Origin of the sequence: Melioribacter sulfuriphilus (genome assembly GCF_051488685.1) — a bacterium.
Taxonomy (GTDB): Bacteria; Bacteroidota; Ignavibacteria; order Ignavibacteriales; family Melioribacteraceae; genus Melioribacter.
This window is the reverse complement of the sequence record NZ_JBPSEH010000006.1, coordinates 103545-116136: the sequence shown is the minus strand read 5'-3', so window position 1 is coordinate 116136 and position 12592 is coordinate 103545. Positions and strand designations below refer to the sequence as shown.

General features: G+C 36.2%; 9 protein-coding genes. 1 reads left to right on the top strand and 8 read right to left on the bottom strand.

The features are described from left to right. Positions 1–72: 72 nt before the first annotated feature. The gene (locus ACSSV9_RS09430) at positions 73–3414 is read left to right on the top strand and encodes a sensor histidine kinase (RefSeq protein ID WP_437347001.1); all 3342 of its coding nucleotides are present in this window, start codon (positions 73–75) and stop codon (positions 3412–3414) included. A 1-nt stretch (position 3415) separates the two neighbouring features. Here the strand turns inward: ACSSV9_RS09430 and ACSSV9_RS09425 are convergent, their stop codons facing one another. The 8 genes from ACSSV9_RS09425 to ACSSV9_RS09390 form a co-directional block, all read right to left on the bottom strand. Continuing rightward, positions 3416–4717 (bottom strand): alpha-L-fucosidase, encoded by a 1302-nt coding sequence (locus tag ACSSV9_RS09425; protein ID WP_437347000.1) that lies wholly within the window; start codon positions 4715–4717, stop codon positions 3416–3418. A gap of 375 nt (positions 4718–5092) precedes the next feature. Next, positions 5093–6112 (bottom strand): uroporphyrinogen decarboxylase family protein, encoded by a 1020-nt coding sequence (locus ACSSV9_RS09420; RefSeq protein WP_437346999.1) that lies wholly within the window; start codon positions 6110–6112, stop codon positions 5093–5095. A gap of 26 nt (positions 6113–6138) precedes the next feature. Then, positions 6139–7446 carry a polysaccharide deacetylase family protein gene (locus ACSSV9_RS09415; protein ID WP_437346998.1) on the bottom strand — a complete coding sequence of 436 codons (1308 nt, stop codon included), beginning with the start codon at positions 7444–7446 and terminating at the stop codon, positions 6139–6141. A gap of 82 nt (positions 7447–7528) precedes the next feature. Further along, the gene (locus ACSSV9_RS09410) at positions 7529–8563 is read right to left on the bottom strand and encodes a uroporphyrinogen decarboxylase family protein (RefSeq protein WP_437346997.1); all 1035 of its coding nucleotides are present in this window, start codon (positions 8561–8563) and stop codon (positions 7529–7531) included. 7 nt (positions 8564–8570) lie between these two features. Continuing rightward, positions 8571–9272: a vitamin B12 dependent-methionine synthase activation domain-containing protein gene (locus ACSSV9_RS09405; protein ID WP_437346996.1), complete on the bottom strand. Its 702-nt coding sequence runs from the start codon at positions 9270–9272 to the stop codon at positions 8571–8573. A gap of 26 nt (positions 9273–9298) precedes the next feature. Next, complete coding sequence (locus ACSSV9_RS09400) at positions 9299–10180, bottom strand: homocysteine S-methyltransferase family protein (protein WP_437346995.1); 882 nt, start codon at positions 10178–10180, stop codon at positions 9299–9301. A 1-nt stretch (position 10181) separates the two neighbouring features. Continuing rightward, positions 10182–10850, bottom strand: coding sequence for a cobalamin B12-binding domain-containing protein (locus tag ACSSV9_RS09395; RefSeq protein WP_437346994.1), 669 nt, complete (start codon positions 10848–10850; stop codon positions 10182–10184). 60 nt (positions 10851–10910) lie between these two features. Further along, entirely contained in the window at positions 10911–12587 is a 1677-nt protein-coding gene (locus ACSSV9_RS09390; RefSeq protein ID WP_437346993.1) for a glycoside hydrolase family 43 protein, read from the bottom strand. Between the last annotated feature and the right edge of the window lie 5 nt (positions 12588–12592).

Genomic DNA, 12592 nt, shown 5'->3' with positions numbered 1-12592 from the left:
CCAGTCATCCAGTTCATTAAAATAAATTGTAATTTTGCTCGATAATAAATAAAGATATAACTATTTTACAGCATGCACAATTTGATAGATTTCATAAAAGGGCAGTTGCCTGTTACTTATATATTATTTTTTTTAACACTCTATTTCAAATCTGGAATAACAACCGCTCAAGAATATCGTTTTGAACATCTAACCTCAGAGGATGGTCTTTCCCAGAATACAGTATTATGTATTTTTCAGGATTCTGAGGGATTTTTATGGTTCGGAACTTTTGACGGTCTCAATAGATACGACGGTTTTGGTTTTAAGGTCTACAAAACTGATCCAGATGATTCAACCAGCATTTTGGGCCAGGGGTTTTACTCGATTGTTGAGGACAAAAACAAAGACCTCTGGATAGCTTCATTAGGCGAAGGTTTGAATCGATATATTCGTTCTCAGGATAAATTTTCAAGATATCGAAGAGAAGATAGAAGTAATAATCCCTTGATATCTAATCGTGTTAGAGCACTATTATACGATTCAAAAGGAAGGCTATGGATTGGTACAGAAAAAGGCCTATGCAGATACGACTTTGAAACCGACCGTTTCATCGATTACACACAAATTATTCCTTTTCATAAATACGAACGTTCGGAATATATAACCTCGCTTGCAGAAGACAGTACGGGAATTATCTGGGTGGGTGCCTGGAATGGATTGATCAAGTTTAATCCCGAAAATAACAGTTCAGAATTTTATTTTAATATTCCTGGCAACGATAACAGTCTTCAATCTAATTTTGTAAATGCCCTCTTCGTAGATAAAAGAGGTCAACTCTGGCTTGGTACAAGTGAAGGACTCCATCGGTATTCTTCTAAAAATAATAACTTCATCCGTTATTATAATCCTTTCACAGCAAAAAGCCCTGATAAAACAATAAGATCGATCATTGAAGATGACGACGGTAATTTGTGGATTGCAACAAATATAAACGGATTGTTCAGATTCGACAAATCGAAAGAAAAATTCACTTCTTTTCATTATCAGCATAATAATCCCTACAGTCTTAATAGCAATAATGTATTCTCACTTTACAAGGATAATGGTGGAATAATCTGGATTGGAACAAACGGCGGAGGGGTGAATAAACTTGATTTTAAAAAATCTCGTTTTCGTTTCGTTAATTTGCCAGACAACGACTCATATGGTAATCCTGCAATGATCTATTCCATACTTGAAGACAAAAATGGATATTTATGGATTGGAACTTACGGTAACGGAGTTTACAGATTTAATCCATCGCGCAAAGGATTTGTTAAATTCACGAATAATGCAGACGACTCTCACTCGTTGATCGATAACAGAATAAGGACTATTTATCAGGATCGAGATGGAGAAATATGGATTTCAACAGATCAGGGAGTTTCGAGATACGATCCCTTAAGAAACAATTTCATCAATTACACCACTCCACAATTGAGCAGCTATCTTATGTTCTCTATTACTCAGATAAATACGGGCGAAATTCTTTTTGCTTCATACGGTGGCGGTTTGAATATTTATGATAAAAGGAGAAAATCATTCATATACTTAAAACACAATCCTCGCGATACTAATAGCATTGCAAGCGACAATTTGTGGGTCGCATTCCAGGATAGCAAAGGAAGAATATGGATTGGTACTGATGAAAGCGGACTCGACTTATTCGATTACAAGAATAAGACTTTCAAACATTTTAAACATATACCCAATAATTCCAATAGCATAAGCGACAATAAAGTATTGAGTTTATTTGAGGACAGTAGAGGCAACCTCTGGGTTGCAACTGTACAGGGTATAAACAGAGTTATTACAGATGAAAAAGGAAATATTTCGTTCAAGAGTTATACAAAGAAGGACGGTTTGCCTGACAATAATATTCAGAGCATTCTGGAAGATTTCGAAGGAAATTTGTGGATCGGTACAAATAAAGGAATTTCCAAATTCAATCCATCAAATAACTCATTTATCAATTTCGACAAAAGCAACGGACTGCCGAGCAATGAATACTACGTCCGTTCTGCCGTAAAACTTAAAACTACAGGCGAGTTTATTTTCGGAGGCAATAAAGGAATGGTTATGTTTAAACCTGACGAAATAATAATCGATACAATTCCTCCGAAAGTTGTATTGACCGATTTTGAATTGTTTAACTCACCTGTCAAGATTGGAGATGAAATAGACGGTAATGTTATTTTACCAAAACACATTTCATATCTTAATGAGATACATCTCACATACAAGCAAAATGTATTTACAATCAAATTTGCAGCTATGAATTTCTCGGCGCCCGATAAAAATTCTTATGCGTATAAAATGGAAGGTCTGGATAATAACTGGTATTATATCGGTAATCTGAACTATGCCGTTTTTTCAAGAATACCGCCGGGTAAATATACGCTCTATATCAAAGCTGCTAATTCCTTTGGATACTGGAACGAAAAGGGTGTTAAGATTAATATTATCATTCATCCACCATTTTATCAGACGTGGTGGTTCAGGTTACTTGCAGCGTCTGTTATTCTGCTTGCTATTTTTACGAGCTACAGACTTAAAATAAATTCCGTACGTAAAAGACAAAGCGAACTTGAATCTCTCATCAGAGAAAAAACTACATTGAATGAAAAATTAATCCGTGAAATTAACGAACGAAAAGAAATAGAACAAGAATTACTTAAAGCAAAAGAGAAAGCGGAAAGTTCAGAAAAGTTAAAAAGTGAATTTTTAGCTCAGATGTCGCATGAAATTCGCTCGCCCATAAATACAATTTTGAATTTTGTTGACTTAATCCGGGAATCAGTAGACTCAGAAAAAGACCAGTTGCTCAAAGAAAGTTTTGAATCAATCGATAAAGCCGGCGATAGAATAGTAAGAACAATCGACCTTATTCTTAATATGTCTGAGTTGCAAACTGGAAGTTACGAAACGCACTTTAAAGATATTAATCTTGGAAATCTACTCGATGAATTATTCCTTGAATTTGAACATAAAGCCAGAAAGAAAAACCTCGATTTAGTCTTGAATGTAAAAGACGTTAATTTGACCGTTTACGCGGATGAATATTCTTTAACGCAGATAATTATTAATTTAACAGACAATGCAATTAAATATACCTTCAAGGGTAAAATAGAAATTGCAGCCTACCGTGACGATAAAATGAACGTAACTATCAAAATCTCCGACACTGGAATTGGAATTTCAAAAGAATATTTGCCTTACCTTTTCTCTGCCTTTTCTCAGGAACAAAGGGGTTACACCAGACAATTCGAAGGCAATGGACTGGGTCTCGCTTTAGTTAAAAGATATTGTGAAATAAATAATGCCGATATATCTGTGGAAAGTGAGAAAGGAGTCGGCACAACGTTTACAATCATCTTTAAAAACAAGCACTAAGTCAATCGTTCGTTTCAATCACAAGGATTGTGTCGTAAGGCTGAAAATCATCTTTCGCAATTTTTATTAAAACTCCCAATTTATTTTGAATGTAATCGAGTGACCTGTTTGAATCAAACAACTTTATATGTTTTATATCCCTTCCGCTATATGGCAGAAAGATAACTTCGTCTTCTGGTGCGAGTAGATGAATAAAAATTCTGTTCCCTTTTTGAGTGCTGACTCCCCACGAGTGGGGTTCAATTGGGCCTTTTCTTGTGTCATAGATAGTTTCGCCATATTTCTGGAGCCACTTGCCTACACTGCGCAATGTATCGACAAATTCTTTTTGAATTCTACCATTCGGCATTGGACCGACATTCAATAACAAGTTAGCGTCGTTACCAGCAGCTTTGACAAGATAATCCACAATGGTTTTCACGGATTTATAATTTTTATCCCGCAAATTGAAACCCCAGGAATTATTAATTGTTTCGCATGTTTCGAGAGGAAGTTTGCTTATTTCTGTATCTTTACTGAAGCCCGATTTATTTTGTCCTGGCAAATCTTTTTCGAACATCTGGAAATCCTCTCCTTCATTTGGGGCATGATGATGATTGTTGCCAATCATGCACTGTGGTTGCAGTCTGTGAATCAATTCATAAATTTCGTCGATTTTCCAGTCAGCATCCTCTTTGTCCCATAATCCATCAAACCAGATACCTGCAATTTCACCATAGTTAGTCAGCAATTCGGTTAACTGTGCTTTCATGAATTCGATATACTTATTCCAGTCACCTTTATCGCCTCTGCCACTGTAATGTCCCGTTGCACCCCTCGGATAATAATCTTCATGATACCAGTCGACGAGGGAATAATAAAAGAATATTTTAATTCCTTCTTTATGGCATTCATCAGTAATCATTTTTATGATATCTTTTTTATATGGAGTTTTATCGATGATATTCCAATCGCTCTCTTTTGTATGGAACATCGAGAATCCGTCGTGATGGCGAGTTGTAATAGTGATGTATTTCATACCTGCATCTTTAATCATTTGTACCCATTCTTTCGGGTCGAATTCAACAGGATTGAAAAACGACGCAACTTTTTCGTACGTATGCTTATCAATTCTCTGTTGTTCCATAACCCATTCACCATCTCCGAGCACACTATAAATTCCCCAGTGCACAAACAGGCCAAACTTTGCATTTCTGAACCACTCGCGGTTTTCAAGATTTTCCTCCGTCGGCTTGTAACCTTTCTGCGCCATGACATTAATTGAAATTAATGCCAACAGAACAATTACTAAAATTCTTTTCATTTCTCCTCCACGATCTGAGTATATTTTAATTATTTGATGACAATTGACTATTAAACTTCTGTATAAAAAATTTCGCTCACTATTATACTTACTATATACAAAGCAAAAGATTATTAAATTTAACCAGATTGCCAAATCTACTTAAGAAATCTAAATGTAATGATCTACTTTTGCCATATAAAATAAATGGGAGCTTTTTATACAAATCCAGTCGAAGGTGAACTTGCATTGTTTAAGCTTATTAAGGAAGGATTCAATTTATTTTGCTTCAGCGGATAGAACTATTCAACTTGCGTTCATAAGGAGAAATTTGATTGATAATAATGAAAAAAGTTCTAAGGCTTTTTAATGAACGAGTATATAACTTTGCAACTTTCAAGGCAATTTATAATTTCTTCCTGCATCCATAAATGCCTTTATATTCTCGATAGGTACTGCCTGAGGCAAATCGCAGCCTGTACTCAATACAAAGTTTGGGAATTCTTCCGTTTCTTTTAAGAGCGTTTCTGTTTCTTTGTATACTTCTTCGTATGTTCCGTTTAATATTTTACCTGCAGGATTAATATTGCCAATTACGAGGATATTTTCTCCAGCCAATTTACACACTGTCTTAATGTTCATACCCGCTTCAGGCGAATCGATACTTAATCCATTTACTCCTGACTGACACATCGCTTCAATCAGATGCATTGAATTTCCACATATATGGTATATAATTGCGATGTCAGAATTATCATAAAACTCAGTTATCTTTTTAATATATGTGGCAGAGAATCGAATAAATTGTTCGGGTCCCAACATAACAGCGCTTGGCTCGAGAACACATACCACTTTTGCACCCGAATCAGTTAACATTCTGGAATAAACTTTAATTTTTTCGTAAGCTATCTGGCAAAGGTTATCTAACAGTTCAGGATTTGTTATTGTCATTTCGGCTGCTCTGCTCGCTCCCAATATTAAACCTGCTAAAGTATATGGACCCGTCACATAAGCACAGGTTATCGATTTTTCAAAGCTCTCCGACATTTTTTTTACCGTAGCACAATAACTCAAAACCCTTGAATCTCCTTGAATTTCAATTTTCTTCATAAATTCAAGAGTAGACTCATCAAAATCGGTATGTAAAACTGTTGCAGATTCGTACGGGGGAAAGTGAGTATAACAACCCAAAGCGTTTGCTTCAAGCGATAAATCCATTAACGGAAACATTCCATCAGGATGAAATTGATTGTATAGTGCATACAAAACTTTGAAATGCTCAATGTAATTTTGTTGAGCCACCTTAATTGTTGATTTAACTAAGTTAATTCCCGGAAAACCGAGCAACGGCATAACAAGCCGTCTTCGTTCCGAATTTGCTATCGATACAGCATTCAATAATAATTTACGAGACATGCCATCTCCGGATTAATTGGCAGTTACTATTTCAATAGCGACATTTTACGAACGCCAAGTCTGCCTCTGCTCGTATCCAGTGTGTAGAAGTAGATACCACCTGTTAATTTACTGGCATTATAAACTAAACGATGAAACCCTGAAGAATAATTTTTTGATACAGAATCTACCTGTCTTCCTAAAATATCATAAACTGTAAGTTTTACAATATCGGGTTCACTTAAAGAAAATGAAATGTTTGTTGTAAGATTAAATGGATTCGGATAGTTAGTATTCAACCTACCGGATTTAAATTTATCGTCAATAAGTTCGTCATTAATATTTGTGGTTTCATTTTTAATGAGTAATATTTCTAAACTATCCGGCACTGTATTAAAGACTATATAATTCTGTCCATTTTCATTAATTATTTTTGAAGCGAGTTCATTATTATTTTTCATCAGTGAATATGATTGCCATCCCGCTGGAATTTTACGGCGTATCGTCACCGGGAAATCGTAAATGCTATCGTTCAAAGTATCGGTTACGATAAAGCTAATCGTATCGTTATTATTGTAATTTTCTTTAATCGTAAGACAGTTCCTTTCTCTGATATATTTAACAACATTAATAAAGTTATCGACCCAGAATCTGTCATCATTATTTTTCAGATAATCGAGACTTTTTCTTAAAGTATCAGAGGGCAAAGGCGAATAACCGCCGTCGTTATCTATACCGTGCAAAAGGTAGACACACCATCCTTTCAGTCTTGCTGCTTCTTCAGCTCTGTCATTAAAATCCTTAACAGTTTTAACAGGCCCTTCTGAGCCACATATTATAGAACTTATATTATAGAAATCCAACGGCGTCTTATTTTCGATGTAACCCTGACATCCTCTTGCAGCTACATAATATTTTTTTACTACTGATAATTTGCCCTCGCGGCAATATGGATATGCAATTGTAAGAGGCTCTCCTTTTCTGATATTGGCACCTATTAACTCAGCGGAATTTTTCAATTCGCTTTCGAGTTCATTTTCTGGCATCTGATCGAGAAAAGGATGGCTTACGGTATGACTGGCAATCTCATGTCCATTTGCTGCGGCTTTTCTTAAACCTTCCCAGTCAGGATTCCAATTGGTAACAATAAAAAGAGTTAATTTGTAATTATACTGATCAAACATCGGGACAACTTCTTTAAGTTGATTAGCACAATTGTCGTCAAACGTATATGTTATTGCAGCATCTTTAAAATTGAACCAGTCAGCTACTTTATAATCATTTATTTCTGACTGAGGGAAAATTTTATACGATGATATAAAAATGGATAAGAACAAAATAAGATATTTTTTCATGGCAATAATTCCGTAACAATAATTTACAAAACTCGAGTTGTTGAAGTAATTTTAACGTAAGAGCTTTTTGATTCTTTGTTTGTCATATTTTATAGTTTTTAACGGTGTTGATGAACGCATTGATATTCTCTGTTTTTACACCAGGAGGCATCCCTCCGCCACATGATGCGAACAATCTTGATTTATCTTTCAAATCGTCGAGCATTTTTTTCGTAGCTGCTGCAACTTCTTCTGGAGTAGCGGCGGCAAGTACGTCGCGCGGCGGTAAATTGCCAACAAGTGTAACTTTATTTTGTGTTAATTCTTTCAATTCAGTAAGCGAAACATCAATTCCCATATTAAATAAATTAACTCCCATTTCATTCAAAAAAGGCGCAGAAACTTTACACGGTGCGTCATTATGCAGAAATTTTATCGACACATCCGTATTGAATAATTCTTTATAATATGGCAGAGCAAATTCTTTAAATTCAGGTTCGCCAATAAATCCTATAATATCATCCAGCAAAAATATTCCGTCGATAGATGGGAAAGTTTTTCTCTGTAAATCAAGCCAATCTTTAAGAAAGTCTGTAATTTTTCTCAATAAAACGTGTGCTTTACCTGGCATCATCATCATTGTGGTAAGAAATTCAGTAGTACCCATCAAGTAACTGGCAATATTCAAAGGACCTCGTGCTACAGCAAATCTAATTTTATGGCCATTTTCTTCAATCCTGCTTTGCAATAATTTGAGTCGATTTAACATCAACGGCAGGAGTCCATCTGTTACGGGATTTGGTTGATGCAAAGATTCGATTTCATCTGCTGAATTAATCAATTTATGAGCGTGCGGAAATTCATTTGGCGGAAAAGACGAACGAGCACCAAATGCCGATGGCTCTGTACACATTCCATACTCGGACCAAAAACCTGGCAAAAATATTACGTCAGGAAATTGATTGATTGCTTTTAAATTTGCCGCGAACCAGAGCTCTTCACTTGCAAAGTATTCTACTATCTTAATTCCATACCAATTAGGTAGCCAGGGACTGTCAATTATAAATCCAACTGGCAAGGGTTCTACTTTTTCACCTTTGATTACTTTTTTCAATATTTCCCATTGATTGTCTGTCATAACTTCCTCAACTATTACTTTTTTGTTTATTTTTAATTCTGTAAGTACAGTCTTTTACGTTACACGTATCACATAAATAATCCTTCCACTTGACCTTATTTCCCGCTGCTATAATTCCACTTATCGATTTAATGGGCACCATTAGAGCAGATTCTTTGAGTGTTACACCGCAAAAATTTTTCGGGAATAAAGAAAAAAGCTTATGCTGCTCGCTAACATGCCAAGTGCAATAACCGGGACTATATCTGTTGGAAACTCCCATATTATTTTTTTCCATTTCTCTTGTAATATAATCGTGAATGAAATCGGCAGTTTTTTCGGCAGCGGCAGAAGCAATTATATCGGCAATATAACTATAAGCCAGCTCCCCTTCTTTACGTAATTCTTCTATCCATTTTTCTATTTTATCGCCGATGGTAGCAAGAAAAACGAACATCAATTCGGCATTTTTCAATTGACTGGTAACAATTGGTCCTGTTTGAAAAATCGTATCGTTCAACTGGATACTTTTTTTATCGGGGAAATTAATATTATCAATAATTACATACCCTGCACGGGGATTAATTTTATCAGTTAACAATGAAAGAATTTCATTTACAATATTCGAAAAATGGTGTTCTGCATTTTTATATCCGATTACAGAATCGATTTCTTCTTTTTGAATTGTAATCTGCTGTGGCTCGAGGTCCAATATTATACTTTTGCTCACGTTGTTTTTAATCGTAAACATGCGTACTACTTTTTAATTTTTTTAACAAAGGCTTCTATATGACGAGGAGTAGTACCGCAACATCCGCCGATAATATTGGCACCGCTTTCAATAAGAAGATTTAACTTTTGAGCCATCGATTCGGGGGTCTCAAGATATACAGTCTTTCCATCCTGGAAGATAGGTTTCCCGGCATTTGCATGGACAAGAAGAGGTAATTCTTTTTCCACGGCTCTTATTTCTTTAACGATTTCAATCATCTGGTCGAAGCCGTTGCCGCAGTTAGTGCCAATTACCGAAGCGCCAGCATTTTTCAATTCGACAGCCATTTGTGCAGGAGTTACCCCCATCATTGTTCTGTATTCGTTGTGGACGGTTTTTTCGAAAGTAAAAGTGCAAACTACCGGTAATTCGCACACCGACCTGGCAGCTTTAATTGCAATGAGTGCTTCGTTGATGTCGGACATGGTTTCAATACATACGGCATCGACACCACCATCTACCAATCCTTTAATTTGAAGTCTAAATCCCTCAAAGAGTTCAGCTTCCGTAATATCGCCCATCATTAAAATTGCGCCTGTTGGTCCAACCGAACCGAGAACGTAATGCTCATAGCCGGCAGCTTCTCTGGAAATTTCGGCAGCCGCTTTATTGATTTCGTATGTCCTATCGTCCAGACCATACCTTTTTAATTTATAGGGACTACCGCCAAAGCTGTTAGTAAGAATCATATCTGAACCAGCTTCGATGTAACTTTTGGCAATTTCAAATACTTTCTGGCGGTGAGTTAAATTCCAGAGTTCAGGGCATTCATCCGAAGCAAGTCCTTTTTCGTATAGAAATGTTCCCCAGGCTCCGTCGGATATAAGTATTTTCCCGCTTTTTACAGCTTCAATAAAAGAGTGCATTTTACCCTGCCAAAAATTGTTCGAGAACTTCAACGGCCTGTTGTGGATTGTCGCCGTATGCATCGGCGCCCATTTTAATTGCAGCTTCCTTAGTTACTGGAGCGCCGCCTACAATTACCTTAATATCTGGAAAATTTTTTTTGATTTCTGCAACTGTGGAGGACATGTTTGCCATTGTTGTAGTAAGCAATGCACTCAGCCCAACAGTGCAGTCTCTGTTATTATTTATCACTTCCAGAAATTTATTCGTTTTAACATCAACACCAAGATCTATTACTTCCCAACCATTACCTTCAACAACCATGCTTACCAAATTTTTTCCAATATCGTGCAAATCGCCGGCAACAGTACCGATAACAAATTTACCTTTCTTTTTCACTTCACCCGTTTGAAAATACGGTTTGAGATGATTCATCACTGCTTGCATTGCCCTGGCTGCCATAAGAAGTTCGGGTACAAATACTTCGTTCCTGCTGAATTTTTCACCTATAATTTTCATACCGACATTGCATGCGTCCAGAATTTCAAACGGTTTTATTCCTGAGTCCAGGGCTTTAATAGTAAGTTCGTCGGCGCCTTCTTGATCCTTCAAATCAGGAGGGTATGGAGCAGCCTTGTTTACTTTACCTCGTTCAATACAATAACTGATTTTTTTGATTAAATCATCCATTTTGCTACCGCCATTATTTTATGAAATTTATTTAAAGCAAAAATAAGGAAACCGGAATCACTATTCATTCGAATAATAGACGTCGTCATTTCCCTTATAGATGAAATAATCGTAGAAAGCTTTATTATTCGATTCTTTCCCTGACGAAGTTGCATAAAGTCCGAATACTGCTCCAACAAATCCACCAGCAACTTTGGTACTCAAAAATGAGGCATCCAATTTATTTTTGAAAGAATGCCATTGACCTTCATTCCAGGCATAGTGAAACGAATATTCTTTTCCTTCGGATACAATTTTTAAGAATAGATCATCACTTTGAATTTCTTCGGGAATAATTTTTTCCTCAATCAATTCGATATCATTGTTGCTCGTTGATTTAAATAGTTGTATCGTGCTTCCGACGTCATTTTGAGATTTACACAGATAATAAAAATGCTTCTCGTTCTGAAAAACTACGATACCGGCTTTTTCAAATTTAGATTCTGGACGAAAATTAATTTTAGTTTCTACACTACATTTAATATGCTGTTGTCTGTGACCCACAAAAGATGGATTTCCGGTACCCGAACATGTTTCGGGTCTTAGTTTTATTCTAAGATATCCTGCTTTACCGATCAAACTGTACCATTTTTCTACTGGCGTTCTTAAAAAAATCCAGTCGCCCGACAATAGAGTATCATTAAAATCGTCAACAAACCTGAAGTTGCCGCTATATTTTCGGGTAGCAAAATTTGTTACAGGTTTAATCGGTAAGTGATAGAAATATTGTACTTCTTCATAATCGGGATTAATAACAGGCCAGCCGTCAATCCATTTAACAGGTGCAAGAAAAGTTTCTCTGCCAGTATTATAATAGCCATCATCATAAGGTCTGCACCCCAGAAATACAGCCCACCAGTTGCCTTCATCTGTCATTACAAAATCTGCGTGCCCAGTCGAAGTTATCGGATTATTCCGCTTCGGGTTTAAGTGTCTTTGTGTTAGTATCGGGTTGTTTTTGTACGATTCGTAAGGACCGAATAAACTTTTACTTCTAAAAACAACCTCCGAATGATTATCTCCCGTTCCACCTTCAGCTGCAATTAAATAATAATATCCATCTTTCTTAAAAATATGAGGACCTTCGATCCAGATCGGTTTTTTCGATAAATCGGTTCCCCCATTAATAAGAATTTTTTCTTTCCCCTTTACTTTAAGATTCTTGAGGTCAAACTCAATTATTCTAATTGTTCTGTGACCGTCGTATAATGGTTTATCATCAGGAGCTACACTATTATAAACGATATAAGCTTTGCCGTCGTCGTCAAAGAAAGGAGAGGGATCGATACCATTTATTTCGGGAATCCAAACCGGATTGGACCATGGCCCTGAAGGATCTTTTGCAGTTATAATAAAATTACCGCCCGCATCAACGAGAGTACATGTAATATAAAAAATACCTTTGTGATATCTTATGGAAGGAGCAAAAATACCTCTTGATACACCGAGTCCGTTTGTATTCATTTGCTCCTGCCGATCGAGAGCATGGCCTATTAATTTCCAATTGACCAAATCTTTACTTTGGAAAATTGGGATTCCTGGAAAATATGCAAAAGACGAATTTATTAGGTAATAGTTGTCCTCCACTTTACATATGCTCGGGTCGGGATAAAAACCCATCAAAATTGGATTTGTAAATTTTTCCTGAGCATTAGACATGCATACCATCAAAAGCATTAATGTTAGAATTTTTTTCATTTTTC